Origin of the sequence: Mycetocola sp. (genome assembly GCF_025464835.1) — a bacterium.
Classification (GTDB): domain Bacteria; phylum Actinomycetota; class Actinomycetes; order Actinomycetales; family Microbacteriaceae; genus Mycetocola_A.
Genome location: NZ_JAODMP010000052.1, coordinates 19440 through 46412 on the forward strand (window position 1 = coordinate 19440; position 26973 = coordinate 46412).

Annotated in this window: 21 protein-coding genes, 2 tRNA genes and 1 riboswitch; of the genes, 15 read left to right on the forward strand and 8 right to left on the reverse strand. The window is 66.4% G+C overall.

Going from position 1 to position 26973, the window contains the following annotated elements; genetic code table 11:
• Window positions 1-11: 11 nt before the first annotated feature.
• Window positions 12-1982, reverse strand: a complete 1971-nt coding sequence (locus JWP90_RS06575; RefSeq protein ID WP_297361455.1) for a maltotransferase domain-containing protein — start codon at window positions 1980-1982, stop codon at window positions 12-14.
• Between the two features lie 211 nt (window positions 1983-2193).
• Here JWP90_RS06575 and glgP point away from each other — a divergent pair, with 211 nt between their 5' ends.
• The gene (gene glgP, locus JWP90_RS06580; RefSeq protein WP_297361393.1) at window positions 2194-4755 is read left to right on the forward strand and encodes an alpha-glucan family phosphorylase; all 2562 of its coding nucleotides are present in this window, start codon (window positions 2194-2196) and stop codon (window positions 4753-4755) included.
• 10 nt (window positions 4756-4765) lie between these two features.
• On the opposite strand, the gene ybaK is transcribed toward glgP, so the two are convergent.
• Entirely contained in the window at window positions 4766-5254 is a 489-nt protein-coding gene (gene ybaK / locus JWP90_RS06585) for a Cys-tRNA(Pro) deacylase (RefSeq protein ID WP_297361396.1), read from the reverse strand.
• A 2-nt stretch (window positions 5255-5256) separates the two neighbouring features.
• Window positions 5257-7311, reverse strand: a complete 2055-nt coding sequence (gene glgX / locus JWP90_RS06590) for a glycogen debranching protein GlgX (RefSeq protein ID WP_297361400.1) — start codon at window positions 7309-7311, stop codon at window positions 5257-5259.
• Between the two features lie 56 nt (window positions 7312-7367).
• Between glgX and JWP90_RS06595 the strand changes: the two genes are divergently transcribed.
• The 3 genes from JWP90_RS06595 (at window position 7368) to ligA (ending at window position 12162) form a co-directional block, all read left to right on the forward strand.
• Complete coding sequence (locus tag JWP90_RS06595; RefSeq protein WP_297361403.1) at window positions 7368-8588, forward strand: cysteine desulfurase family protein; 1221 nt, start codon at window positions 7368-7370, stop codon at window positions 8586-8588.
• A 41-nt stretch (window positions 8589-8629) separates the two neighbouring features.
• Window positions 8630-9757: a tRNA 2-thiouridine(34) synthase MnmA gene (gene mnmA, locus JWP90_RS06600; RefSeq protein WP_297361405.1), complete on the forward strand. Its 1128-nt coding sequence runs from the start codon at window positions 8630-8632 to the stop codon at window positions 9755-9757.
• Window positions 9758-9849: 92 nt separating this feature from the next.
• A complete protein-coding gene (ligA, locus tag JWP90_RS06605) occupies window positions 9850-12162 on the forward strand; it encodes an NAD-dependent DNA ligase LigA (protein WP_297361408.1) in 2313 nt (770 codons plus the stop codon).
• A 94-nt stretch (window positions 12163-12256) separates the two neighbouring features.
• Here the strand turns inward: ligA and JWP90_RS06610 are convergent, their stop codons facing one another.
• On the reverse strand, window positions 12257-13972 hold the full coding sequence (locus JWP90_RS06610; protein ID WP_297361411.1) for a long-chain-fatty-acid--CoA ligase: 1716 nt from the start codon (window positions 13970-13972) through the stop codon (window positions 12257-12259).
• A gap of 86 nt (window positions 13973-14058) precedes the next feature.
• Between JWP90_RS06610 and gatC the strand changes: the two genes are divergently transcribed.
• The 10 genes from gatC (at window position 14059) to JWP90_RS06660 (ending at window position 24152) form a co-directional block, all read left to right on the forward strand.
• Window positions 14059-14358 (forward strand): Asp-tRNA(Asn)/Glu-tRNA(Gln) amidotransferase subunit GatC, encoded by a 300-nt coding sequence (gene gatC, locus JWP90_RS06615; RefSeq protein ID WP_297361414.1) that lies wholly within the window; start codon window positions 14059-14061, stop codon window positions 14356-14358.
• Complete coding sequence (gatA, locus tag JWP90_RS06620) at window positions 14358-15869, forward strand: Asp-tRNA(Asn)/Glu-tRNA(Gln) amidotransferase subunit GatA (RefSeq protein WP_297361417.1); 1512 nt, start codon at window positions 14358-14360, stop codon at window positions 15867-15869. The genes gatC and gatA overlap by 1 nt, the downstream gene beginning before the upstream one ends.
• Window positions 15869-17383, forward strand: a complete 1515-nt coding sequence (gatB, locus tag JWP90_RS06625) for an Asp-tRNA(Asn)/Glu-tRNA(Gln) amidotransferase subunit GatB (RefSeq protein ID WP_297361420.1) — start codon at window positions 15869-15871, stop codon at window positions 17381-17383. Before gatA ends, gatB begins: the two co-directional genes overlap by 1 nt.
• A 118-nt stretch (window positions 17384-17501) precedes the next feature.
• Window positions 17502-18095 carry a hypothetical protein gene (locus JWP90_RS06630; RefSeq protein ID WP_297361423.1) on the forward strand — a complete coding sequence of 198 codons (594 nt, stop codon included), beginning with the start codon at window positions 17502-17504 and terminating at the stop codon, window positions 18093-18095.
• A gap of 724 nt (window positions 18096-18819) precedes the next feature.
• Entirely contained in the window at window positions 18820-20067 is a 1248-nt protein-coding gene (gene dinB, locus JWP90_RS06635) for a DNA polymerase IV (RefSeq protein ID WP_297361427.1), read from the forward strand.
• 51 nt (window positions 20068-20118) lie between these two features.
• Entirely contained in the window at window positions 20119-20478 is a 360-nt protein-coding gene (locus JWP90_RS06640; RefSeq protein WP_297361430.1) for a hypothetical protein, read from the forward strand.
• A gap of 34 nt (window positions 20479-20512) precedes the next feature.
• Window positions 20513-20624, forward strand: a riboswitch (TPP riboswitch).
• Window positions 20625-20649: 25 nt separating this feature from the next.
• Complete coding sequence (locus tag JWP90_RS06645) at window positions 20650-21303, forward strand: ECF transporter S component (RefSeq protein ID WP_297361433.1); 654 nt, start codon at window positions 20650-20652, stop codon at window positions 21301-21303.
• Window positions 21300-22802 carry an ABC transporter ATP-binding protein gene (locus JWP90_RS06650; RefSeq protein WP_297361437.1) on the forward strand — a complete coding sequence of 501 codons (1503 nt, stop codon included), beginning with the start codon at window positions 21300-21302 and terminating at the stop codon, window positions 22800-22802. The genes JWP90_RS06645 and JWP90_RS06650 overlap by 4 nt, the downstream gene beginning before the upstream one ends.
• Complete coding sequence (locus tag JWP90_RS06655) at window positions 22799-23587, forward strand: energy-coupling factor transporter transmembrane protein EcfT (protein ID WP_297361439.1); 789 nt, start codon at window positions 22799-22801, stop codon at window positions 23585-23587. The genes JWP90_RS06650 and JWP90_RS06655 overlap by 4 nt, the downstream gene beginning before the upstream one ends.
• Entirely contained in the window at window positions 23574-24152 is a 579-nt protein-coding gene (locus JWP90_RS06660; RefSeq protein ID WP_297361441.1) for an ATP-binding protein, read from the forward strand. The genes JWP90_RS06655 and JWP90_RS06660 overlap by 14 nt, the downstream gene beginning before the upstream one ends.
• 15 nt (window positions 24153-24167) lie before the next feature.
• Here JWP90_RS06660 and JWP90_RS06665 read toward each other — a convergent pair whose 3' ends face one another.
• From JWP90_RS06665 to orn, 4 genes are all read right to left on the reverse strand, one after another.
• A complete protein-coding gene (locus JWP90_RS06665; protein WP_297361443.1) occupies window positions 24168-25400 on the reverse strand; it encodes a D-alanyl-D-alanine carboxypeptidase family protein in 1233 nt (410 codons plus the stop codon).
• 58 nt (window positions 25401-25458) lie between these two features.
• A complete protein-coding gene (locus JWP90_RS06670) occupies window positions 25459-25809 on the reverse strand; it encodes a metallopeptidase family protein (RefSeq protein WP_297361445.1) in 351 nt (116 codons plus the stop codon).
• Between the two features lie 54 nt (window positions 25810-25863).
• Window positions 25864-25939 (reverse strand) — tRNA-His (locus tag JWP90_RS06675).
• 49 nt (window positions 25940-25988) lie between these two features.
• Window positions 25989-26609, reverse strand: coding sequence for an oligoribonuclease (gene orn / locus JWP90_RS06680; RefSeq protein WP_297361447.1), 621 nt, complete (start codon window positions 26607-26609; stop codon window positions 25989-25991).
• A 110-nt stretch (window positions 26610-26719) separates the two neighbouring features.
• Between orn and JWP90_RS06685 the strand changes: the two genes are divergently transcribed.
• A tRNA-Arg gene (locus JWP90_RS06685) sits at window positions 26720-26792 on the forward strand.
• Window positions 26793-26973: the final 181 nt, after the last annotated feature.

Here is a 26973-nt window from a genome sequence, read left to right on the forward strand (position 1 = left end):
CGTGGGATCGGTCACGAGGTGGCCTCCTGGACGTGGAAGATGTGTACCGGTTCGGTGAAGGCGTCGAGGCGAACGAAGTTGTGTTCGCCCCACTGCCAGCTGGCTCCGGTGATGAGATCGGTGACCCGGTACGGGGTTCCCGGCGCGATGCCGAACGCTGAACTGTCGATGTGAACCGTCGTCTCTCGGACGGAGTGCGGGTCGACATTGGCCACCACGAGGATCGTGTCCGCTTGCCCGGTTCCGGTGAAACCGGCGTCGAGGTGTTTGCTGTAGACGATGATCGAGTCATCGTCACTTGTGTGCAGGTGCAGATTCCTCAACTGCCGGAGTGCCGGGTGCTCCGCGCGGATCCGGTTGAGCATGCCGAGGTAAAGCGACAACGACGCGCCAGCGGCATCCGCTGCGGCGAAGTCCCTCGGCTTGTACTCGTACTTTTCGTTGTCGATGTTCTCTTCGGCACCTGGGCGCGCGACGTTCTCGAAGAGCTCGAAGCCGGAGTAGACGCCCCAGACCGGAGCGGCCGTCGCAGCAAGCGCCGCCCGAATGGTGAACGCCGCAGGCCCGCCGAACTGGAGATACTCGGTGAGGATGTCCGGCGTGTTCACGAAGAGGTTCGGCCGGAGGAAATCCGCCGTCTCCGAGCTGATGCTCGTGAAGAACTCCTCGAGTTCCTCCTTGGTGTTTCGCCAGGTGAAATAGGTGTAGCTCTGCTGGAAGCCGACCCGGGCAAGAGCCTGCATCATCGCCGGGCGGGTGAACGCCTCAGCCAGGAAGACGACGTCAGGGTCCTCGGCGTTGACGGTGGCGATGAGCCATTCCCAGAACTCCACAGGTTTGGTATGCGGGTTGTCGACGCGGAAGATCTTCACCCCGACCGAGACCCAGTACCGCACGATCCGAAGCACCTCGGCACGGATGCCTTCAGGGTCGTTATCGAAGTTGACCGGGTAGATGTCCTGATACTTCTTCGGCGGGTTTTCGGCGTACGCGATGGTGCCGTCAGGAAGCGTTGTGAACCATTCCGGGTGTTCGGTGACCCAGGGGTGGTCGGGGGACGCCTGTAATGCCAGGTCGATGGCGATCTCGATGTTGTTCTCAGCGGCCTGGCCGAGGAAATAACGGAAGTCGTCGACGGTTCCGAGTTCCGGGTGGATGGCGTCGTGCCCGCCTTCGGCCGACCCGATCGCCCACGGTGATCCGGGGTCGTGCGGCCCCGGATTCAGTGTGTTGTTCTTTCCCTTGCGGAAGGCGGACCCGATCGGGTGGATCGGGGGAAGGTAGACGACGTCGAAACCCATGGCCGCGACCCCGGCGAGACGCCCGGCTGCGGTGCGGAAGGAGCCCGATTGCCAGGAGCCGTCTGCGTTCTGCTTCGCGCCTTCTGACCGGGGAAAGAATTCGTACCAGGATCCCACCCCGGCGGCGGCGCGTTCGACCCGAACCGAGGCTTCCTCCGATTCACTCGACAGGCTTGTCATCGGCCGCGCCCTGGCGATCTCGTGAAGACGCTCGTCGTCGAGGACCCGCGTGCGGTTCTCGAGCGGAGCATCCGTCGCTGCCAGCTCTGCAGCCTTCGCCGACAGGTAGCTGCGTTCTGCGGCCGGCCGGGACTTCTCGGCAGCCGCGCGCTGCAGGAGCTGGGCGCCGATGGTGAACATCAGCTCGACATCGATCCCGGCGGGGATCTTGATGGCGGCATTGTGGTGCCAGGTTTCGAAGTCGTCGGCGTACGCCCGCACACGGAAGCGCCAGGTGCCAGGCGCTGTCACCTGGGCGAGCGCCTCGTAGTCGTCGAGGCCGACGGTCTTCAGCGTCATCGGATGCCGTGACGTGGCCCCCGACGGATCAGTGAGCAGCAGCTCCACCCCGATCGCGTCGTGCCCCTCTCGGAACGCCGTTGCCCGGAAGGGGAGCACCTCGCCCACGAACCCGCGGGCGGGCCAGCGTCCACAGGAGACGACAGGGGAGAGGCCGAGCACGGGGATTCTGCCTATGCCGGGTGTTGTGCTCGAGTTGGACTGCGCCGCGACGGCCTTCGAAGGCCTGGACGTTGCGCTGGATGCTTTCTTAGCCACAAACCCGACCGTACCGCGAATCCGCCCCGCACGTCGGTGCCTTGCGTAAACGCCGCCGGGCCAATAAAGGGCCGGGATGCCCAGCGATCGACCCTGCTCGCCTAGGCTGAACCCCGTGAAGGCGATTAGACGATTTACCGTGCGCCCTGCGCTCCCCGAGCGGCTGGCTGCCCTTGAGCATCTGGCCGGGAACCTGAGGTGGGCCTGGCACGGGCCGACGCAGGAACTGTTCTCCGAGATCGCACCTGATGCGTGGCGTGAGTTCCAGCACGATCCGATCAGCCTGTTCGGTCAGATCAGCCAGCAGCGGATCGACGAGCTGGCGTCTGACGACAGTTTCGTGCACCGGGCGAACGCGTTGAGCGATGACCTCTCCCGTTATCTCTCCGAACCGCGCTGGTACCAGGGACTCGAGGGCGACAAGCCTGAGCTCATCGCGTACTTCTCGCCGGAGTTCGGCATCGCCGCCGCTCTTCCGCAGTACTCGGGTGGTCTCGGGATCCTCGCCGGCGACCACCTGAAGAGCGCATCAGACCTCGGCGTCCCGCTCGTGGCTGTCGGTCTGTTCTACCGCTCCGGCTACTTCAGCCAGGCTCTCTCGCCCGACGGCTGGCAGCAGGAGACCTACCCGGTGCTCGATCCGGACGGTCTCCCGTTGCAAGTGCTCCGCCAGCCGGACGGCAGCCCGGTCATCGTCACGCTGTCCCTGCCGGACGACCAGGTGCTCAGCGCCCGGATCTGGCTCGGCAGGGTCGGGCGGGTAACCCTACTGCTGCTCGATTCGGACATTCCGGAGAACAGCGAGGAGCTGTGCCACGTCACCGACCGGCTCTACGGCGGCTCCGAGGAACACCGGCTGCACCAGGAACTTCTGCTGGGCATCGGCGGGGTCCGGGCGATCAGCGCCTGGGCTGAACGCACAGGGGTGCGCCCTCCGCGTGTCTTCCATACCAATGAGGGCCACGCCGGTTTCCTCGGCATCGAACGGATCGGCGATCTGATCCGTGGCGGCCTGAGCTTCGCGGAGGCACTCCAGGTTGTGCGCGCCGGCACCGTCTTCACCACACACACCCCGGTGCCTGCAGGCATCGACCGCTTCGACTCGGGGCTGATCCGCCGGTACTTTGAGACGGAGCTGATGCCGGGGGTATCCGTCGATGATGTGCTGGCGCTCGGGCGGGAGCCCGGCGCCGGTTCGGACGGCGCCTTCAACATGGCGGTGATGGGACTTCGGCTCGGCCAGCGGGCGAATGGAGTCTCTCAGCTGCACGGCGATGTGAGCCGACGCATGTTCAGCGCACTCTGGCCTGGGTTCGACATCGACGACGTACCCATCGGCTCTGTGACCAACGGTGTGCACCCTGCCACCTGGACGGCACCGCAACTGACCGAACTCGCGACCCGCAACCTCGGCACTTCCGACACGGCCAATGCTGACTGGGCGTCGACGGCAGTGAGCGACTCGGAGCTCTGGTCGGTCCGCAATTCGATGAGACAGGAACTGGTGTGGGATGCCCGCGCCCGGCTGAAACGGGCCTGGCTTGCGCAGAACCCCGGTGGGATCGCCCCCGAGTGGATCGATACCGTGCTGGACCCGAGGGTACTGACGATCGGTTTCGCCCGACGGGTCCCCACCTACAAACGCCTCACGCTCATGCTCCACGACACCGAGCGTCTGCGGGCTCTCCTGCTGCACCCGGAACGCCCCGTGCAGATCGTGATCGCCGGTAAGTCCCACCCGGCAGACATCGAGGGCAAGAGGCTCATTCAGAAGGTCGTCGAATTCGCGAAAGACCCAGCCGTCCGTGAGCGGATCGTCTTCCTGCCCAACTACGACATCTCGATGGCACAGAAGCTCTACCCTGGCACCGATGTCTGGCTCAACAACCCGTTGCGCCCGCTCGAAGCCTGCGGGACCTCCGGAATGAAAGCGGCGCTCAACGGCGTGCTCAACCTGTCGATCCTCGACGGCTGGTGGAACGAGTTCTTCGACGGCGACAACGGCTGGGCGATCCCCTCGGCGGTCACCGAGGACGCCGAGGAACGCGACCGCCGTGAAGCGGAGTCGATGTACGACCTGATCGAGCACCAGATTGCCCCCCGCTTCTATGAGCGCGATTCCGACGGTGTTCCTTCTGACTGGCTTCGTCGCATCCGTCACACCCTGTCGACCCTCTCACCTCGGCTGAGCGCAGACCGGATGGTCGGCGAGTACGTCAACAACCTCTACCGTCCGGCGTTCGACAGCACATCGCTGCTGCGCAACGACGGGTTCCGGGAGGCCCGCCGTCTCGCCGAATGGAAGTCGCGGGTGACGGATGCCTGGCCCGGTGTCTCGATCGCCCATGTGGAGTCCGGCGGGCTGGATGTTGCGCCGCAGGTCGGCGACGAGTTGCACCTGCGGGCATCCGTCCGGCTCGGCGGCCTGACCCCCGACGACGTCTCGGTGCAGGTCGTGTACGGCCGCAGCACCGTGAACGGTGATGATCTGAAGGACGTCCAGACGGCGGATCTGCTCCCGGACGAAGAAGCCGAAGCATCCGAGTCCGGGGAGTGGCTCTTCGCCGGCACCGTGAGCCTCGGCCGGCCAGGCGGGTTCGGCTACAGCGTGCGCGTTGTACCGAGCAACGCCGTTCTCGTCAGCCCGGCCGAACTGGGTCTGATCGCGGTCGCCTGATATCGCGCGGTCAGCTTCGGCTGATCGCCGCGAGCGCCCCACCGGTCACGCTGAGGAGATCGGTCGGGTCGAGTTCGATGTCGAAACCACGGCGACCACCCGAGACGAAAACCGTGGCAAACTCAGCAGCTGATTCGTCGAGGACGGTGCGAAGCCGTGTTTTCTGGCCGATCGGACTGATCCCGCCAACGACATAACCGCTCTTCCGTTCGGCGAGTGCCGGGTCGGCCATGCCGGCACGTTTGGCTCCGACAGCGGTGGCGAGGGCTTTGAGGTCGAGCTGGCCGCTCACCGGAACGATCGCCACCACGAGCATCCCATCGGCGTCGGCCAGAAGGGTTTTGAACACCCGGTTCGCCTCGACCCCGAGCGCCTCGGCGGCTTCGAGGCCATACCCGGCGGTGCCAGGCTGGTGCTCGTACGTATGCGGAGCGAACCAGACCCCGAGGGAGGTGAGGGTTGCCGTCGCCGGCGTACCCGCCGAGTTCTTCTTCGTCATCGCTAGTCCTCGGAGAACGCCCGGAACAATTGCATCGACGTCGGCTCCACGTCGACGGTGTCGCCAGGAACGAACGAGGAGATTTCCGTCAGTGGCGTCTCATCCTCGCTGTTCCAGAGTAGGTCGTAGCGGACGACCCCGTCGTGATGGGGCAGGGTCACTGTGGTCCCGGATTCGACGCCATGCACGATGAGCAGAATCCTGTTGAATGCCTCGATCTCAGGGGTGCTCGCAGCCACATACTGCAGGGTGCGGTTCTGGGCGTTGGTCCAGTCGTCGTCGCTCATCATGTGGCCGGATTGGTCGTACCAGTCCATCTGGCTCGAGCTCGGCACCACTTCCTCCGGCCGGCCGAACCGTACAGGCCTGAGCGCCGGATTCTCACGTCGCAGCTCGATCAGGCGACGAGCGTGCGCGTGAAGATTGTGCTGCCACTTGTCGACCGCGAAGCTGAGCCAGGTCAGTTCGGAGTCGTGGCAGTATGCGTTGTTGTTGCCTTGCTGGCTGCGGCCGTACTCGTCACCTGCGGTGATCATCGGGACCCCTGCCGACATCAGCAGCGTCCCGAGCAGGTTCCGCATCGCCCTGCGGCGGGCGGCGAGGATCGTTTCGTCTGTGGTCGGCCCCTCAGCGCCGTGGTTGAACGAACGGTTGTTGTCTGTTCCGTCGCGGTTGGACTCGCCGTTGCCGACGTTGTGCTTCACGTCGTACGAGACGAGGTCGGCGAGGGTGAACCCGTCGTGTGCTGTCACGAGATTGATGGATGCCAATGGCCCGCGTTCCTCGGAGAACGTGTTCGAGGACCCGGCCAGCCGCGTGGCGAACCCGCCGATCCCGACCGGCGCGGCGCTCGCCCGCCTCGCATAGTCGACGTCGGAGAGCCAGAAGTTCCGCGCCCGGTCACGGTAACGGTCGTTCCAGTCGATCCAGCCGGTCTGGAAGTTGCCGGTCTGCCACCCGCCCATGCCGACATCCCACGGTTCGGAGATCATTTTCACCCCGGCGAGCGCCGGGTCGGAGATGATCTCGGTGAGCAGCGGGTGTTCGGGGGAGTATTCGTGCTTCTCATCACGGCCGAGCGTCACGGCGAGGTCGAACCGGAAACCGTCGACCTGCACTTCGTTGGCCCAGTACCGCAGAGAGTCCATCACCAGGCGGTGCGCCGCCGGATGAGACGTGTTGAGGCTGTTGCCGCATCCGGTGACGTCGATGTAATCGCCGTCTTCGGTCTGGCGGTAGTACGCGTCGTTGTCGAGACCCCTCAGGCTCGTGGTTGGCCCGCCCCTGCCCTCCTCGGCCGTGTGGTTGTAGACCACGTCGAGGATCACCTCGATGCCGGCTTCGTGCAGCAGGCGCACCATGCCCTTGAATTCCCGGAGGATCGCGGCCGGACCCTCTGACTGCGCCGACCTCGAGGCGTACGGTGCATGCGGTGTGAAGAAGTTGAGGGTGTTGTAGCCCCAGTAGTTGGTCAGCCCCTGCCGGAGAAGGCGCTGCTCGGAGACGAAGGCATGAACGGGGAGCAGCTCAACCGTGGTGACGCCGAGGTCAGTGAGGTACCCGATGGATGCTTCGTGCGCGAGCCCGGCATAACTGCCGCGCAGCGGCTCCGGGACGTGCCGGTTGAGCTTGGAAATCCCTTTGGTGTGGGCTTCGTAGATCACCGTCCGGTCGAGGGGCACGGCCGGCTTGGGGACATCTCCCCAGTCGAAAGCGGTGTCGACGACGGCGGAGCGGTACTGCCCGGCGCTGACGCGGACGAGGCCGCGGGCGTACGGATCGATCAGCAGCTGTGCCGGGTTGAACGCCGACGTCGGAGACGAAGGACCTGAGGCACGGATTGCGTAACGGGTCCCCACCCGGAGGGTACGGGAACGACCCACCCACACGGAGTCCGGTCCTTTGTGCATCGGGACCATCCTGGTCATCCAGTTCGGGTCGGTGTCGTCGAAGATCACAAGTTCCATCGACTCGGCGCCCGCCGACCAGACCCTCAACTCTCCGCCGTGTGACGTGATCCGCACGCCGAGGTCGTGCAGGGGATCGGCTGGGGTCATGCGTTCTAGAGTAGTTTGTGCGCACAGCGTGCGCGTACCGGCGGAAAAGGAGTGGGATGGTCGTCTATCTCGATCACGCGGCGACGACGCCGATGCTTCCCGACGCGATCCGCGCATACGCAGAAGCGCTCGGTGTCGTGGGGAATCCCGCCTCCATCCATTCGCAGGGCCAGGCGGCGAAGCGGATGCTTGAGGAAGCGCGGGAGCAGGTCGCCGCGACCCTCGGCTGTGACCCGATCGAAGTCGTCCTCACGTCCGGGGGAACCGAAGCGGTGAACCTGGCGATCAAAGGCATCTGGTGGTCGCGTAACCGCGGCGGCGCCCGGCCGGTGATCCTCGCCCCTGGCGGCGAACACCACGCCACCATCGACACGCTGGAGTGGCTGGAGCAGCACGAAGGAGCCGAGGTCGGCTGGTTGCCGCTCGACGACGACGGGCTGGTGCACGCCGACGACGTGGAGGCCGCCCTCACCCGCTACGGCGATCGGGTCGCGATGGTGACCCTGCTGTGGGCGAACAACGAGGTGGGCACGATCCAGCCGGTGACGGAGATCTCGGCGCTCGCCGCCGCGCACGGGGTGCCCGTTCACGTCGACGCCGTCGCCGCGTACGGGTACCTGGACACGAACTTCCGCGCCGTCCGAGACGCATCGGGCAGCGTGGGCGGCGCCGGGCTCGTCGCGATGAGTGTCTCCGCGCACAAGATCGGAGGCCCTGTCGGGGTGGGCGCGCTCGTCCTCTCCCGATCAGCCAGCGTCGAACCGCTGTTGCATGGCGGCGGTCAGCAGCGGCAGGTGCGTTCGGGAACCCAGGATGTCGCCGGTGCTGTCTCCTTCGCGGTGGCCGCCACCTTCACCACACGGAATCGCGCCGGAGAAGCCGTCCGCCTTGCCGCGCTCCGGGACCGCCTGATCGACGGCATCCTCACCGCCGTTCCTGCCGCGCGGCTGAACGGCCTGCCCGGAGACGGCAGGCTCCCGGGGAACGTCCACGTCGCCTTCGCCGGCTGTGAGGGCGACTCCCTGCTGTTTCTGCTCGACATGGCCGGGGTCTCGGTCTCCACCGGATCCGCGTGCCAGGCGGGCATCCCCGAACCGTCCCACGTACTCCGTGCGATGGGCCGGAGCGAACTCGAGGCTCGCGGCGCCCTCCGGGTGACGCTCGGGCACACCACGACAGAGGACGACATCGACGCGCTTCTCGCCGCCCTGCCCGGAGCGTACACCCAGGCATCCAGGGCGGGGTTCGCCGACCGCACGACCACGCTCGGGGCCTGATCCGCAGACGTTCTCCAGCAAGCGGCGCGTACACTTCTCGGGTGAAGGTTTTAGCAGCAATGTCCGGCGGAGTCGACTCCGCAGTCGCGGCGGCACGCGCGGTCGAAGCCGGCCACGACGTCGTCGGTGTCCATCTCGCCCTCAGCCGGATGCCCGGCACGCTGCGCACGGGCAGCCGCGGCTGTTGCACCATCGAGGACTCGATGGACGCGCAGCGGGCCGCCAACATCATCGGGATCCCGTACTACGTGTGGGACTTCTCTGAGCGGTTCAAGCTCGACGTCGTCGACGACTTCATCGCCGAGTACGCCGCCGGCCGTACCCCCAACCCGTGCATGCGGTGCAACGAGAAGATCAAGTTCGCCGCCCTGCTCGAGAAGGCCATCGACCTCGGCTTCGACGCGGTCTGCACCGGCCACTACGCGACGATCGTGACGGATCCCGCCGGAAACCGCGAACTGCACCGCGCGAGCGCCTGGGCCAAGGACCAGAGTTACGTGCTCGGAGTGCTCACGGCCGAGCAGATCGCCCATTCGATGTTCCCGCTCGGCGCGACCCCGTCGAAAGCCGAGGTGCGTGCCGAAGCCGCTGCCCGCGGATTCAGCGTCGCGAACAAACCGGACAGCCACGACATCTGCTTCATCCCGGACGGAGACACGCGCGGCTGGCTTGCTGAGCGGGTCGGCGCCGAGAAGGGGGAGATCCTCGACCGGGACGGCTCGGTCGTCGGCTCACACGAGGGTGCTGCCGCCTTCACCGTCGGTCAGAGACGGGGGCTGAACCTCGGCGTCCCTGACCCGGACGGCCGCCCCCGATTCGTCCTCGAAGTGCGCCCGAAGACCAACCAGGTCGTCGTCGGACCCAAGGAAGCCCTCGCCATCGCCGAGATCGCCGGGTCCCGGTTCACCTGGGCGGGACTCGCGCCGGAGCATCCCGACGTCGCCTTCGACTGCGACGTGCAGATCCGTGCACACGCGGACCCTGTCCCAGCCGTCGCGGTCGTGCAGCCGCACGCCGAGACCGGGGAGCCCGAGTTGATGATCCGGCCAGGGAACCCGCTCGATGGGGTCGCCCCTGGGCAGACCGCCGTGGTCTACGTCGGCACACGAGTGCTCGGCCAGTGCACCATCGACCGTACCGTGAGCGCCGTCCCGACGCCCGTCTCCTGACGCAGGAACAGGCCGGGCAGCGCCTGAGGCGTGGTGGGCTCGCCGCGCGCCACCCCCTCACCGGCGTCGGTGGCAGTCCCTAGACTGGGCGGGTGACAGAGACCACCGACTACGAAATCGCTGCACCGCAGTCGACACCGAAAGACCTCGAGAAAGCGGCCGCTGAGGCGGCCGCGCTGACATCCCGCATCCTCGAATTACGCGACGCGTACTACGAGCAGAACGCGCCCCTCGTCTCCGACGCCGAGTACGACGCCATGATGCGCAGGCTCGAACTGATCGAGCATTTGTTCCCCGAGCTGCAGGGTCAGGACAGCCCGACACAGACCGTTGGCGGTCGTGCGCAGGCGTCGCTGTTCGACCCGGTGACCCACGCGGAACGGATGCTCAGCCTCGACAACGTTTTCTCTGCCGATGAATTGCGCGGGTGGAGCGAGCGGGTGGAGCGCGCCTCGGCCAGGCCGGTGCACTACCTCACCGAGCTCAAGATCGACGGGCTCGCGGTCAACCTGCGCTACGAGAACGGCCGGCTCGTCAGCGCTGCCACCCGTGGTGACGGCGTCGTCGGTGAAGACGTCACCGAGAACATCGCCGCCATTCGCTCCATCCCAACCCGTCTCGCCGGGTCCGGCCATCCTCCGCTGGTGGAGGTGCGAGGTGAGATATTCTTCCCGGTCGAATCATTCCGTGAGCTCAACGAGCTTCAGCTGGCTGCTGGCGAGAAAGTGTTCGCGAACCCCCGCAACGCGGCCAGCGGCAGCCTGCGCCAGAAGGCGGAGAGCAAGAATGCTGCCCAGCGAAAGCTCATGGAGAACCGACTCGGCCGGCTGCGCATGCTCGTCCACGGCATCGGCACCTGGCCGAACCCCCCGGTGTCGGCTCAGTCCGAGGTGTACGCGCTCCTGAAGGACTGGGGGCTCCCCACATCGAGCCATTTCCGTGTCTTCGACTCCATCGACGGTGTGGTCGGTTTCATCGAACATTACGGCGAGCATCGTGGGAGCGTCGAGCACGAGATCGACGGCATCGTCGTCAAGGTCGACGAGCTCGCGCTTCATGACGAACTCGGGGCCACCAGCCGGGCCCCCCGCTGGGCGACGGCCTTCAAATACCCGCCAGAGCAGGTGAACACAAAACTCCTTGACATCGTTGTGAGCCTTGGGCGTACCGGGCGTGCGACGCCGTTCGCCCAGGTGGAGCCCGTGCGCGTCGCCGGTTCGACGGTGAGCCAGGCGACGCTCCACAACCAGGACGTCGTGAAAGCGAAGGGCATCCTCATCGGCGACACCGTCGTCCTCCGCAAGGCGGGCGATGTCATCCCCGAAATCCTCGGGCCCGTCGTCGAACTTCGGGACGGCACCGAGCGCGCATTCGTGATGCCTGAGAACTGCCCGTCGTGCGGCACTCCGCTTCGACCGGCGAAAGAAGGCGACAAGGACCTGCGTTGCCCGAACTCTCGTTCCTGCCCGGCGCAGGTACGCGGCAGGGTCGAGCACATCGGATCCCGGGGTGCTCTCGACGTCGAGGGGCTCGGTGAAGTCGCTGCCGCGGCGCTCACCCAGCCGCTCGAACCGGCGTCCGCGCCGCTCGCCGACGCGAACGGCGACGTCTCCGAAGCCGGACTGTTCGACCTCACCATCGAGGATCTCTTCCCGGTGACCGTGACCGTCTTCGACTTCGAAACCGGGCTGCCCAAGCTCGGCAGTGACGGCGAGGCGAAGCGTGTCACCCCGTTCCGGCGCAAGCGGAACGTGAAAACCGACGGACCGTACGACCCGGACGCTTCGGAGTTCTCCGGCGACGCAAGCTCCGTGCCGTCGAAGGGCGCCGTCGAGCTTCTCCGAAACCTTCAGAAAGCGAAGACGAAACCGCTGTGGCGGATCCTCGTCTCCCTCAGCATCCGTCACGTCGGTCCGGTCGCCGCGCGGGCCCTCGCCGACTACTTCGGGTCGGTGGATGCCATCCGGTCGGCGAGCCGCGAAGAGCTGGCCGAGACGGACGGTGTCGGAGGAATCATCGCCGACGCCGTTCTCGACTGGTTCCAGGTCGACTGGCACCGCCAGATCATCGAGCAATGGACAGCTGCTGGGGTGCAGTTTGCTACGCCGGGGCACCCTGGGCCGGGTGCGGCAGGTGACGGCGGTGGTGTGCTCGCCGGGATCACCGTCGTCGCCACGGGCTCGCTCGAGGGATTCTCTCGAGAGGGAGCTCAGGAGGCGATCATCGCGGCCGGCGGAAAGGCCGCGTCCAGCGTGTCGAAGAAGACGGACTTCGTCGCCGCCGGGCCTGGGGCAGGGTCGAAGCTTGGCAAGGCCGAGGAGCTGGGCCTGCGGATCATCGACGCCGCCCAGTTCGCGCTGCTCGTCACCGAGGGCCCCGCCGCGCTCGACGACGCGACCCCCTGACGCCAGCTGCAGATCCGGCGAGATACCAGAAACGGCTCCCAGAACTGGCGTTGCGCCAGATCAGGGAGCCGTTTTAGGTGTCTCGCGGCCGTAATCAGCGCAGGATGTCGCCCTGGCGTCCGGTTTCTTTCTGCAGGAGGATGTCTCGCACCTGCTTGCGGAGGACCTTGCCGATGAGCGACTTCGGGAGCTCGTCGATAGCGACGATACGACGCGGAACCTTGTACGGCGTGAGGTTGTCGCGCGCGAACTGGCGGATGGATTCACGGTCCAGCTTCTCGCCCGGCCGCAGAACGACCGCGGCAACCACATCCTCCCCGGAATGCGCGCTGGGCATCCCGACAACAGCGACGTCCTGGATGGCGGGGTGCAGGCGCAGGGCGTTCTCCACCTCGGTCGGCGCGACGTTGAAGCCGCCCGTGATGATGAGTTCCTTGATCCGGTCGACGACGCTGACGTACCCGTCCGCGTCCATCGTCACGATGTCACCGGTGCGGAACCAGTTCCCGTCGACGAAGGCAGCGCTCGTCTCCTCCGGTTTGCGGTAATAACCGGAGAACACCTGCGGTCCGCGCACGATCAACTCACCAGGCATGCCCGGTTCCACATCGACGGATGGGTTCTCCGGGTCCACGACCCGGATCTCGGTCCCGGGGATGGGCAGCCCGACCGTGCCGGGCTTGCGCCGCTCCGATACCGGGTTGGCCATGAGCACGGGGGAGCATTCGCTGAGGCCGTACCCCTCGATGAGGTAGCCCCCTGTCGCCTCCTCGAACGGAACCACCAGCTCGTGCGGCAGCGCCATGGCGCCGGTGATCCCGATCTCGAGACCCTGCAGTGAGACGCCCTTTTCTTTCGCTCTGGCCAGCAGTTTCTCCGCGATCGGAGGCACGGCGGGCAGGAAGGTGGGCGGATGCTTGGCGGCTGCCTTGAGCACGAGGTCCGGGTCGAATTTGGGGAACAACACGAGGCGTGCGCCGAGACTCATGGCGAAGGTCAGGCACAGCGTCAGCCCGTACGCGTGGAACATCGGTAGCACGGCGTAGATCGTGCACCCCGCGTGGGTGATGGTCGGCGTCCATGCCCGCGCCTGCACGGCGTTGGCCAGCAGATTGGCATGGGTGAGCACGGCACCCTTCGGCATGCCTGTCGTTCCCGAGGTGTACTGCAGAATCGCGACATCCGTCGACTCGGGGCGGGGGTGGGTCGGCTCGATCGTGCGTGAGGCGCTCAGCGTGGCCCAGCTGATCGTGTCCTTCGTGCCCGCGGTGAGTGCGGCGCGTGACTCGCGAGCTTTCGCCACCGGCAACCGGAGCGCCAGACGCGTCCGCAAGGGCATCGACCGGGTGATGTTGACCGCGACCAGCGACGTCACGGCGATGTCGCCGGGGAAATCCTGAACAGTGGCGACGACCTTGTCCCAGACGATCGCCACCTTGGCCTGGTGGTCTTCGAACTGGTGCCGGAGTTCCCGCGGGGTGTACAGCGGGTTGTGCTCGACCACGATCGCGCCGAGGCGGAGGATGGCGTAGAAGGCGACGATGTGTTCCGGGCAGTTCGGCAGCACGACGGCGACCGGGTCGCCCTTCTTCACGCCGAGCGAACGCAGGCCCTCAGCGACACGGTTGATGGCGTGCTGTAGCTGGCGGTATGTGGTGGTCACCCCGAAGAACTCCAGTGCGACAAGCGAAGGGTTCGACTCAGCGGATGCGTCGACCAGGTTGCCGAGGCATCCGTTCTGCTCCGGGATGTCGTGCGGAACATCCGGTGCGTAGTTGGCCAGCCAGGGACGCAAGGAGGTATCGGTCACTCTTCCAACTGTACCGGCGGGAGAGTCGGCTGTTGCGAGCGCCCAATACAATGGACGCACACCCCAGTACTTACCGACGGAGTCCCATGTCTGAAATTTCTGAGGAGCAGGTGGCGCATCTGGCGAACCTCGCCCGCATTGCCCTCACTCCCCAAGAGATCTCGAGTCTCACCACCGAACTCGACCAGATCGTCGACAGCATCGCCAAGGTGCAGCAGGTTGCAACCCCGGACGTTCCGGCGACCAGTCACCCTGTGCCGCTGTCGAACGTGTTCCGCCCAGACGTGGTCGGCGAGACGCTCACCATCGAACAGGCGCTTCAGAACGCCCCAGAGCACGACGACAACCGATTCAGGGTCTCTGCGATCCTGGGCGAGGAGCAGTAGTGAGCGACATCATCCGACTGACCGCCGCCGGCCTGGCGGAGAAACTGCAGACTCGTGAGATCAGCGCCGTCGAAGCCACCCAGGCGCACCTGGATCGGATCGATGCCGTCGACCACGACGTGCACGCCTTCCTCCATGTCTCAAACCATGCTCTCGACGCAGCTCGTCGCATCGACGATCGCCGCACAGCAGGTGAGGAGCTCGGCCCGCTGGCCGGCGTCCCGCTGGCCGTGAAGGACGTCCTCGTCACCACCGACATGCCTTCTACCTCCGGCAGCAGGATCCTCGAAGGTTACATGTCGCCGTTCGACGCCACAGTGGTGAAGCGGGCGCGTGAAGCCGGACTCATCCCGATCGGCAAGACCAACATGGATGAGTTCGCCATGGGGTCGTCGACCGAGCACTCGGCATACGGGCCGACCCGCAACCCGTGGGACCTGGGCCGGATCCCCGGCGGATCCGGTGGAGGGTCTGCGGCGGCGGTCGCGGCATTCGAAGCGCCCCTCGCACTCGGCAGCGACACCGGTGGATCCATCCGGCAGCCTGCGCACGTCACCGGCACGGTCGGCGTGAAGCCTACCTACGGGGCCGTCAGCCGCTACGGCGCCATCGCTCTCGCCTCCAGCCTCGACCAGGTCGGACCGGTCACCCGGACCGTCCTCGACGCCGGGCTGCTGCAGGACGTCATCGGCGGGCACGACCCGTTCGACTCCACTTCGCTCACCGATGCCTGGCCGTCGATGGCCGAGGCCGCCAGGGATGGCGCCCGCGGTGACGTGCTCAAGGGACTCCGGGTCGGCGTCGTGAAAGAGCTCTCCGGCGAAGGCTTCCAGGCCGGCGTGCAGAGCCGTTTCGATGAGACCGTCGCCCTCCTCACGAAGCAGGGAGCCGAGGTCGTCGAGGTCAGGGCACCGCACTTCGAGTACGCCGTCTCCGCTTACTACCTGATCCTCCCGGCCGAGGCCTCCTCCAACCTGGCCAAGTTCGATTCCGTCCGATTCGGCATGCGGGTGCAGCCGGACGGAGGCGGCACCGTCGAACAGGTCATGGCGGCGACACGTGAACTCGGATTCGGCCCTGAGGTGAAGCGACGGATCATCCTCGGTACCTACGCCCTCAGCGCCGGCTACTACGACGCTTACTACGGCAGCGCACAGAAGGTTCGCACGCTCATCCAGCGTGACTTCGACGCCGCTTTCGCTCAGGTCGACGTGCTCATCAGCCCGAGCGCACCCACCACGGCGTTCAAATTCGGTGAGAAGCTCAAGGACCCGATGGCGATGTACCTCAACGACGTCGCCACCATTCCCGCGAACCTCGCCGGAGTCCCCGGCATCAGCGTCCCGATCGGGCTCGCCCCCGAAGACGGCCTGCCGGTCGGCATCCAGATCATGGCACCGGTGCGCGAAGACGCCCGGCTCTACCGCGTCGGCGCGGCAATCGAAGCTCTGCTCGAGCAACAGTGGGGTCACACGCTGATCTCGCAGGCTCCAGCACTGGGAGGCAAATAATGGCTAAAGACGCCCTGATGGACTACGACAAGGCCCTCGAACTGTTCGAGCCGGTGCTCGGTTTCGAGGTCCACGTCGAACTCAACACGAAGACCAAGATGTTCTCGCACGCCCCGAACGACTTCGGGTCGGATGCCAACACGAACGTCACGCCGGTGTGCCTTGGCCTGCCCGGTGCGCTGCCCGTGGTCAACGAGCAGGCCGTGCGGTACTCGATCAGCCTGGGCCTTGCCCTCGGCTGTTCGATCGCTCCGTCATCCCGCTTCGCGCGCAAAAACTATTTCTACCCGGACCTGGCGAAGAACTACCAGATCTCGCAGTACGACGAACCGATCGCGTTCGGTGGTTCCGTCGACGTCGAGCTGCCCAACGGCCGTCTCGTGACCGTGTCGATCGAACGCGCCCACATGGAAGAGGATGCGGGCAAGCTGACCCACGTCGGCGGCTCAACCGGCCGGATCCAGGGCGCCGAATACTCACTCGTGGACTACAACCGTGCCGGCGTTCCCCTCGTCGAGATCGTCACCGACATCATCTACGGCGCCGAAGCGGATGCCCCTGAGCTCGCGAAAGCGTACGTCTCGACCATCCGCGACATCGTGGTCTCTCTCGGGATCTCCGACGCGAAGATGGAACGCGGAAACCTGCGCTGCGACGCGAACATCTCCCTCCGCCCACGCACACCTGAGGGTCAGCCGCCCGCGCCGCTCGGAACCCGGACCGAGACCAAGAATGTGAACTCATTGCGGTCGGTCGAGCGCGCCATCCGTTACGAGATCCAGCGACAGGCGGCGATCCTCGCCGACGGCGGCACGATCATCCAGGAGACACGGCACTGGCACGAGGACACCGGCCGCACGAGTGCGGGACGGCCCAAGAGCGACGCGGACGACTACCGGTACTTCCCGGAACCGGACCTGCTTCCGGTTCAGCCGAGCGCTGAACTCATCGAGGAACTCCGCGCGGCTCTGCCGGAGCCGCCCGCTGAACGTCGGCGCCGGCTGAAGGCCGAGTGGGGTTTCACCGACCTCGAGTTCCAGGACGTCGTCAACGGCGGGCTCCTCGTCGAGATCACCGAAACGGTCGCCGCCGGTGCGTCGCCCGCCGCGGCCCGCAAGTGGTGGACGGGGGAGATCAGCCGGATCGCGAACCTGAACGGCGTCGAGGCATCCGCCCTCGTCTCAGCACAGGACGTGGCTGCGGTCGCTGCGCTCGTTGAGGCGGGCACCCTTAACGACAAGCTCGCGCGACAGGTCCTCGAAGGCGTCATCGCCGGTGAGGGCTCCCCGCAGGAGGTCGTCGATTCCCGCGGGCTCGCTGTGGTGTCAGATGACGGCGCGCTTATCGCCGCGATCGACGACGCTCTCGCCTCCCAGCCTGACGTCCTCGCGAAGATCCGCGACGGCAAGGTGCAGGCAGCCGGCGCCGTCATCGGTGCCGTGATGAAGGCCATGCGAGGCCAGGCAGACGCCGCACGGGTGCGCGAACTCGTGCTCGAGCGCGCCGCCGGCTGACCATCCGGCAGGGGTGATTGCCGGTGTTCGCGCCGGGAATCACCCCTGCCGTTTTTCTCGCAGGAGGCTGCCAGCCTGCAGTCTTCTCCGGTGATTTTTTCGGGCGTACGATGCTCCCATGCTGGTCGAGGGCTCGATTCGCTGGCAGATCACCGAGGACTGTCCCAGAGATCTGTTGCTCGCGCTTGCCCTCCGAGAACTTGGCGAGCTCAGCGCCATCTGCGAAGAGCAGATCCCGCCGGCCGCCCCGCCGCTGGACCCGGTCGACCTGCGCGGCATCGACACGGAGGCACTGGCAGCCCAATGGCGCGGCTGGTGGGCCGGCATCGTGCGACGAGCCACCCGCCCGTTCATCAGCCAGGTCAGACCCCCGCACTTCGAAGTCTTCGATCGTGCCCTCGAACTCCAGGAGCTCGTCTACAACTGCTACGACCAGGCGATGACATGGGTCGAGGACCGCCACGCCGAGTACCTCCGCACAGTCGCCGCACGGGATCACCCCCTCGCCGACGCCTATGAACTCGTCCAGCGGCGGCAATTCGAACTGCGACGTCAAAGCGGCTCGTTCCGCCTGGACTTCGAAGTGCTTCCGGTGCGCGGTTCAGGGGCGTGGGTCGTCGCACCGGACACCGTGGTCATCAGCAAGGCGCTCCGCGACGACCCGGTGGCGTTCCGGGAGTGGCTGAAACCCGTCGTCGTCGCCCTCGTTTGATGCAGCAGCCCGCCCCCTCACCCGTTCTGCACGAAAACGCTCGGCGCACCGCGTGAAACGGACCGGAACGGATGAGGAAATGCGTGGGGGAGTCGGCGCCCGAGTGGCACGGCATCCCGCGACTGTCGCCCGTCACTTCACCCGTTCTGGACGAAAACGCCTGGCGCACCGCGTGAAACCGGCCGGAACGTGTGAGGAGACGAGCGGACGGGTGCCCTCCATCCGGGTACCCCTTTCCGTCTAAGCTGCGCGTATGACTGATCGCGCGGCATCCGGACGGCCGACACAGCTGGTGTCGGTGGTCGGAGCGGGCTAATCGGCTCTCGTGCTCGGCGCCGGCCTGTAGGTCAGCCTCGCCACGGGCAACTGGTTCGCCGTTCTTCGCGCCATCGGGCTCACCGCTCCTGTGGAAGTGCTGCTACTGAGCCGGTACCGGCGTGGCAAGGCAGCAGCTGCAGTCGACTCGGAGTGAGCGACAGCGACAGACGCCGCCGCCTTCCCTTCACTCGTTCTGGACCGAAACACCCGGCGCGCCGTGTGAAAGCGTGCGGAACGTGTGAAGAGGCCGGGCCCCACGCGCCGGAACCGGTGCCGGAGTGCCGTCCCGGCAGGGCATGATCGGTGTGGCCAGGGGGCGTGCCTCGAGCGTCGACTCGCGCTCGAGTGCAACCGCGTGTGTCGAACGTATGTTCGCATACCAGCGGCACTGTGGGAGAATTGATGTATGAGCAAGCAGGACGGCAGCGCGAGGCAGGTCTCCGCCGTGAACGACGATGGCGCTCACATCCTGCACATCGACATGGACGCCTTTTTCGCGTCGGTCGAGCTGCTCGACTATCCCGAACTCCGTGGCAAACCAGTGATCATCGGGCATGCCGAGGGGCGCTCCGTCGTGACGAGCGCGACCTACGAGGCTCGCCGCTACGGGGTGACGGCAGCGATGCCGGTCTCGAAGGCGATGCGGCTGTGCCCACAGGCCGTCGTTCTGCCTCCGCATCACGAGCGGTACTCGCACTACTCCCGCCAGGTGATCGGCATCTTCCGCGATGCAACGCCGCTCGTTGAGGCGCTGAGCATCGATGAGGCGTTCCTCGATGTGTCAGGCGCCCGCCGGCTGCTTGGGTCGCCCGCACAGGTGGGGCAGCTGATCCGCGAGCGGGTGCACCGCGAAACCGGTCTCACCTGTTCTGTCGGCGCAGCGGCGACGAAATTCGTCGCGAAGGTGGCATCCGGTCGCGCGAAACCGGATGGGTTGCTCGTCATCCCTCCCGCTGAGACCCTCGCGTTCCTGCATCCGCTCCCGATCCGAGCGCTCTGGGGAGTCGGAGCGAAGACCGAGGAATCGCTGCTGCGCATCGGGCTGCACACCGTCGGCGACGTCGCAGACACCCCGCTCGCCACTCTGCGGAAAGCCGTCGGAGACACGACGGGCATCAAACTGCATGATCTCGCACACGGGCGCGACCCGCGGTCGGTCGTCACCGCGACCACGGAGAAGAGCATCGGTCACGAGGTGACCTTCCACGAGGATGTCACCGACGAGGCCCGGCTGCGCCTTGAACTGCTGCGGCTGGCCGACCAGGTCGCAGTCCGTCTCCGCAAAGCCGGTTTTCTGGCTCGGACCGTTGCCATCAAGATCCGGTTCGACGACTTCACCACCCTCACCCGATCGCACACGCTCACCGAACCGTCCAACGTCGGCCGCAGGCTGTATGAGGAAGCGAACGATCTGTTCACCGCCCTCGGCGTGGACGGCCGTCCGGTGCGGCTGGTCGGGGTGCGCGCTGAACAGCTCGTCGACGGTGAAGGCCAAATGGCGGCACTGTGGGACCCGGATGAGGAGTGGCGGGAGGCCGAGACGACAATCGACTCCCTGCGGGCTCGATTCGGCGGAGCAGCGGTGCGCCGTGCATCCATGCTGACCCGACCGAGCGGAGAGACGGCAGGCGGGACCCGCGCACCGCGCGACTGAGATCCGATGCAACCCCTTGGCCGCTCCGGCGCAGCCCGATAGCGTGACGATATGACAAAACTTGCGCTCGAACTGGCCGACTCTTTCAAAGCAGTCGGAGTGACCACCGTGTACGGCAACCCCATTGATGTCGACGGCGAGAAGCTGGTGCCCGTCGCCCTGGCCTGGTACGGCTTCGGCGCCGGTGAGGCGGAAGGCGAAGGCGACGCCTCGTCAGCGACCATGCACGGGAACGGTGCCGGCTCCGGCGCAGGGGGCGGCGGATTCGCCATGCCGATCGGCGCGTACATCAAGACCCGCGAAGGCCTGCGATTCGAACCGAATATCGTCTCTCTCGTCGCCATCGGCATCCCATTCGTGTGGGTCGTCGGCAAGGCTCTGTCGCTCATCATCCGCGCGCTGAAGAAGTGAGGATCGCGCGATCTGGCGCCAGTAACTAGACTGGCGGTAGTAGCACGGGAGTCCGGTGAACCGGGCTGAGAGGAAGATTCCGTAATCTTCGACCGTCGAACCTGATCTGGGTCATGCCAGCGCAGGGAGGCAGACTATCTCGTCACCCGTGCCCACAGAAGGGCGCGTTTCGTGCATTCAACTATCGGTACCTCTCCACCACTTCCCCAGTCGCTTCGCCCGAAGCGGCGAAACCTTCGCTGGCGCGTCGTCGACATCGTCGTCGCCAGCGTCCTCGGCGTCGCCGCCGGCGTGATCTTCTGGGCATGGGGCCTCGCCTGGGGGCCGCTCAGTGCGGCGCTCGCGTTCACCCCCGGGCTCGGCGGCCTGCTCGCCGGTGGTTGGCTCTTCGCCGGCGTCCTGGGCGGTCTGGTCATTCGCAAGCCCGGCGCTGCGCTCTACACCGAGCTCGTGGCCGCTGCGGTCTCTGCGCTGATCGGAACCGTCTGGGGCTTCGAAACCCTGATCTGGGGTCTCGTGCAGGGTATCGGTGCGGAAATCGTCTTCGCGCTGTTCTTCTACGCGAACTGGCGGATCGGCGTGGCTCTCCTCGCCGGCGCGACTACCGGCCTCGCCGTCGGCCTGCTCGACACGACATTCTCGAGCTACGCAGCGCTCGACGTCGCGGCGAAAACCACCTACGTCGTCAGCGCCATCGTGTCAGGCGTGTTCCTGGCCGGGCTTCTTTCCTGGCTCGCTGTTCGGGGACTCGCTGCGACCGGGGCCCTGAGCCGCTTCGCCTCCGGCAGGCAGGCCCGAACAATCACGGACACCGGCGGTCAATGACCGCCCTCTTTCCCGTTCATTCCGTCCCTGGCGCGCACGTGCGCGCCAGGGACTGGGGATGGCGGCACGCAGGCCGTGGCGCTCCGGCTGTTTCCGGTCTTGACCTCGACATCGAGCCGGGGGAGCGGGTGCTGCTCCTCGGGGCATCTGGTGCGGGCAAATCGACCCTGCTTCAGGCGATGGCCGGGGTGCTCGGCGGCGAAGAGGAAGGCGACGAGTTCGGCTCCATCCAGCTCGACGGACGACGGCCGGCCGATGCGCGCGGCCGGGCGGGCCTGGTCCTTCAGGATCCTGATTCGCAGATCGTCCTCGCGCGGATCGGTGATGACGTCGCGTTCTCGGCAGAGAACCTCGGAATCGGGCGGGATGAGATCTGGCGGCGGGTGCGGTGGGCACTGGATGCTGTCGGCCTCGACCTGCCGCTGAACCACTCATCGTCGAACCTCTCAGGCGGTCAGAAGCAACGGCTGGCATTGGCGGGCGTCCTGGCCATGCAGCCGGGGCTTCTGCTCCTCGACGAACCGACAGCGAATCTCGACCCTGGTGGTGTGCGGGAGATCCGTGACGTCGTCGACCGGGTGATCACCGATACCGGGGCGACGCTGGTCGTCGTCGAACACCGCGTAGCGGTCTGGCGGGATGTGGTGGACCGGGTCATCGTCCTGAATCCCGCCGGCGGCGTGCTCGCCGACGGGCATCCCGATAGCGTGCTCGAGCGGGAAGGAGCACGCCTCGCCGCCGCCGGCGTCTGGGTGCCTGGGATTCCTCCGCAAGTGGCGGCACGTCCGGATCGGGCGTCGCCGGGGCTCGACCTGCTGCAGGCTGCCGGGCTCTCGGTCGGCCGGACGCCGTTCGCCTCCAAGATTCCGGCGGTTGCGGCATCCGATCTCGACCTGACGCTGACTGAGGGCACGGGAACCGCCGTGACCGGCGCGAACGGGACGGGCAAGTCGACGCTGGCCCTGACCCTCGCCGGGCTGCTGGCACCGGTCAGCGGAGCCCTGAATGCAACCGACGCCTTGGCCAGGGGGCTGCCTCCCTCACCGATCCGCTGGAGGTCTCGCGCCCTGCTGACCCGGCTCGGCACGGTCTTCCAGGAACCAGAGCACCAGTTCCTCGCCCCGACGGTGCGCCGAGAACTCGCCATCGGGCCGACCGCTCTGAAATTGGCGAAGAGCGAGACCTCCTCCCTTGTCGACGATCTGCTCGAGCGGCTGCGCCTGGCCCACCTCGCCGACGCGAACCCGTTCACACTGTCCGGAGGCGAAAAACGCCGGCTGTCGGTTGCGACCGTGCTGGCGACGCGACCGCAGGTGCTGCTTCTCGATGAGCCGACATTCGGTCAGGATGCCGTCACCTGGGGCGAGCTCGTCTCGCTGCTCGGCGAGCTGGTCGACGGCGGCAGCTCAGTCGTCACGGTCACCCACGATCTCTCACTCGTCGAGGCGTTCGCAGACCGCGAGCTCGTTCTTGGGGCGACGACCGGGGTGAGGGCATGAGTGCACTCCTTCCCGAGATCCGCGACTCCGCGATCGCACGGGTGAACCCGGTCGCGAAGCTCGCTGTTGCTGTGTTCCTCAGCGTCAGTCTCCTGCTGTCCATCGACGTCGTGTCGGCGTCCGTCGCCCTGGTGCTCGTCAGCATCCTGCTGTTCTGGTCAGGGCTTGGAGCTCGCCAGTTCTGGATGCGGACCGCACCGCTGTGGCTCGCGGCCCCTTTCGCCGGGCTGACGACCGTGCTCTACGGGGAGGACAGCGGCGCGCTGTTGCTCGCGTGGGGACTGATCTCGGTCACAGAAGGCTCGCTCAGCCTCGGCCTTGCCATCACGCTCAGGGTCCTGGCAATCGGGCTGCCGAGCATCGTCCTGTTCGCCACCACCGATCCCACCGACCTCGCCGACGGTCTCGCGCAGGTGTTGCGGTTGCCAGCTCGGTTCGTGCTCGGCGGTCTCGCGGGGATGCGGATGATCGGACTGTTTCTGGACGATTGGCGTGCGCTCGGCCAGGCGCGGCGTGCGCGTGGTGTCGGCGACGCCCATGTGCTCGTGCGCCTCGGAACCCAGGCCTTCGCCCTTCTTGTTCTGGCGATCCGCCGAGGCAGCAAACTGGCGACCGCGATGGAAGCGAAGGGGTTCGGATCCGACACCCCGAGGACCTGGGCGCGGCCCTCGCGGTTCGGTTTCGCCGAAGCCGTTCTTCTCGCCATCGGGGTCGTCATCGCCGGATCCTCCGTCGCCGCGGCGGTTTTCGCCGGAACCTGGAGCTTCATCCTTGACCAGTCATGACCCGGTGAGCACAGGGCATCCCGTGCTACTCAGCATCGGCGACGCCGTAACCCTCATCCTTGCCCGCCGCTCCTCGCCCGTTGAGACCGTCCTTCTCGACGGTCCGAGCGGAGCCGGCAAGTCGACTCTCGCAGACGCGCTCGTCGCCGCATGGGCGGGCGCGGTGAGTATCGTGCGGATGGACGCCATCTACCCGGGCTGGGACGGGCTCGCCGCGGCAAGCCGCCATGTGCACGACTTCCTGCTCGAGCCCCGGCGGCGCGGGGTGCAGTCCCGCTGGCAACGGTACGACTGGGTGGCCGGCAGGCCCGCCGAATGGCAAACCGTACCTGGCAATCGCTCGCTCGTTCTCGAAGGCTGCGGCGCGCTCTCCCGCCTCAACGCACCTCTCGCGACGATGCGGATCTGGCTGGACGCTGATGACGATGTTCGCAAGCAACGGGCGCTGGCCAGGGACAACGGCGGCTTCGACGCCCACTGGGACGGCTGGCAACGACAATTCTCCGAGTTTCTAGCCGACGAGTCGCCGAGAGAAGCCGCGGACATCCGCCTCCGCCTACCCTGACCGCCAGACGTCGGCTCAGAACGAGTCGATCAAGGTGGGGATGAGAATACCCGGATGTGCCAGCCGCCAGAGGAAGTCAGGGTCGTAAAGCGAGGAATCCAGCTTCAACGACACGGACTGCTCAGTTCCTGAGCCGTCCGCCACGAGGATGCTCCCGATTGTGGCGCCGGCACCGCCGGTCGTCACCGGGTCGGTGTCGACCGTGATCGTCGGCGCGGTCTGCCCCCAGCGCAACGACTCCGGGGAGAGCCCGGCGACTCCCTTCGCCGTGTCGCCCCATGCCGTGGTCAGGGTCACGACGGGAGTGCCCTCGGCAAGGACGGGCTGAGCCGACACCCCGGCTTTGGCGCTCTCCACCAGCGCCAGCATCCCGGCATCGAGGGTGTCCCAGTCGGGTTGGCCGAGGAACGCGCCGTAAACCCTGAGAGGTTTCTCGGCACCCTCAACGTGCACATCGAGACCGAACTGGAGGCAGATGCCGGCGGCATCCGTGTAGCTGCGCGAGATTCCGAGTACCCCGTTCTCGGGCATGTACGTCGTGGTGTTGATGACGCCACGGCTGCTGGGTAAGCCAGTCACGGGTTCGGACAGCACCGAAGCGATCGCCGGTGTCTCCAGCGCGATCGCAGACAGGCGGGCCAGGTCCGCGGCCGTGCCGACGCTCCGGTCGCTGAGCCCCGTGGCGTCGGCCACGACGGTGTCGGCGAGACCGTTTTCCGCGAGCCAGGCATTCGCGGCGACGACGTAGGCGTCGACGGATCCGAACGCCCACCGCGCAAGGGTGTCGGCGTGGTTGTTGCTCGACCCGAGCAACATCGCTTGCAGCATCTGCCGCTCGGTCCACGCATCCGCAGTGTAAACGGTCACGGTGCGGGTTCCGGCATCCCGGTAGTCGATGTACGACAGGTAGTCGTCGCTCGTGATGGGAACCATCTGCCCTTGCGCGGCCTCCCCGAGCGGGTGCTGGTCGAGGACCACGAGCGCTGTGATTGTCTTGGTGATGCTGGCCATCGGCATAGCCTCGGCGCCTCCGGCCGAGGCGAACGGGGCTTCGGATGCAGAGCGGGTGATGGCGCTGGCGCCCACCGTCGGGAGTGCGGGCGGCGTGGCGGGTTCCGGTTCGTCGAGTGTGATCCGCGAGACGGACGCCGCCGGCAGCGGGCCCAGAAGCGTCGCCGGTCCGTAGACCCCGATTCCGAGGATCACCACGGTGCCCGCGAAGATGCCGATCACGCGCGCTACGCCCACTGGGTACACCCTGAAACTGTCACGGCCTCAGGCTAACCCCGCAACGACAGTTCGGTCGTCAGCCCCACCCGAGGGCGTGCAATTCGTCATCGTCGATTCCGTAGAAATGGGCGATCTCGTGCACCAGCGTGACACGCACCTGTTCACGCAGTTCGGCCGTATCGTCGACGACGTTGAGGAGCGGCTCGCGGTAGATGCTGATCATGTCTGGCAGTTCACCGAAGCCGTACTGGTCCCGGTCGGTGAGAGCGACCCCGTGGTACAGGCCGAGCAGGTCGAGGGAGCCGTCCTCGGGGCGGTCTTCGATCACGATGGCGACATTGACGAGGCCGTCGACCATGTCGTCGGGAAGGTCGTCGAAAACCTCGCCGACGAGCGCTTCGAAGGTGTCTGCATCCATGTCGACCATGTGCTTTCACCGGCTTCGTTCTGGACGCTGCACCACAACCAGGTGCAGACTACTTGGGGTGAGTAACGGGGCTTGAACCCGCGACCTCCTGGACCACAACCAGGCGCTCTACCAACTGAGCTATACCCACCATGTGCACCGCTCGACCGAAGCCGTGCGATTGCGACTATGAGAGTCTATTACACAATTGCGGTGTAGTTGTTCACCACTGCCGCTGCCACCGTTTTGGCTTCGTCGGACGTGGGCCCGGGGAGCGGAACGAACGCTGCTTCGCGGTAGTACGCGAGCTCGCGGATCGACTCGAGGATGTCGGCGAGGGCACGGTGGCCGCCGTCTTTCGCAGGGGCGTTGAAGTAGATCCGGGGGTACCAGCGCCGAGCCAGCTCCTTGATCGACGACACGTCGACGTTGCGGTAATGCAGGTGGGAATCCAGCCGAGGCATGAACTTCGCGAGGAACGCCCGGTCGGTTCCGATGGAGTTACCGGCGAGCGGTGCCTTCTGCTCCTCGGGGACATGGCTGAGGATGTACTCGAGCGCCTGGAATTCGGCATCCGCGAGGCTGACACCGTTGGGGATCTCCTCAAGGAGTCCTGAGGAGCGGTGCATGTTCGTCACGAACTCACCCATGTTTTCCAGTGCGGAGGCATCGGGCTTGATGACGATGCTGATTCCGTCGTCGATCGGTTTGAGGTCGAAATCGGTGATCACCACCGCTATCTCAACCAGTTCATCGACGGAGAGGTCGAGCCCGGTCATTTCACAGTCAATCCATACCAGGCGGTCGCTCACATTACTCATACCCCAATGCTACTTGCGACCTACGACCCTCCTCGCCCGGCTCGGAACAGGTGCGGTGGAAGTGCCCTGTGGGAGAGGCTCTGGTCGCTGCGGTATTCTGAGTTCTGCCCGCCTCCGTAGCTCAGGGGATAGAGCAGGAGCCTTCTAATCTCGTGGTCGCAGGTTCGAATCCTGCCGGGGGCACCTTGTCCGGGGTCTCGCGGTGCTCTCATCTCTTGGTCGCAGGTTCGAATCCTGCCGGGGGCACTTTGTCCGGGGTCTCGCGGTGCTTCTCATCTCTTGGTCGCAGGTTCGAATCCTGCCGGGGGCACTTTGTCCGGGGTCTCGCGGCCTCGCAGGGGTTCTCCAGCCGTATCGGCCACCA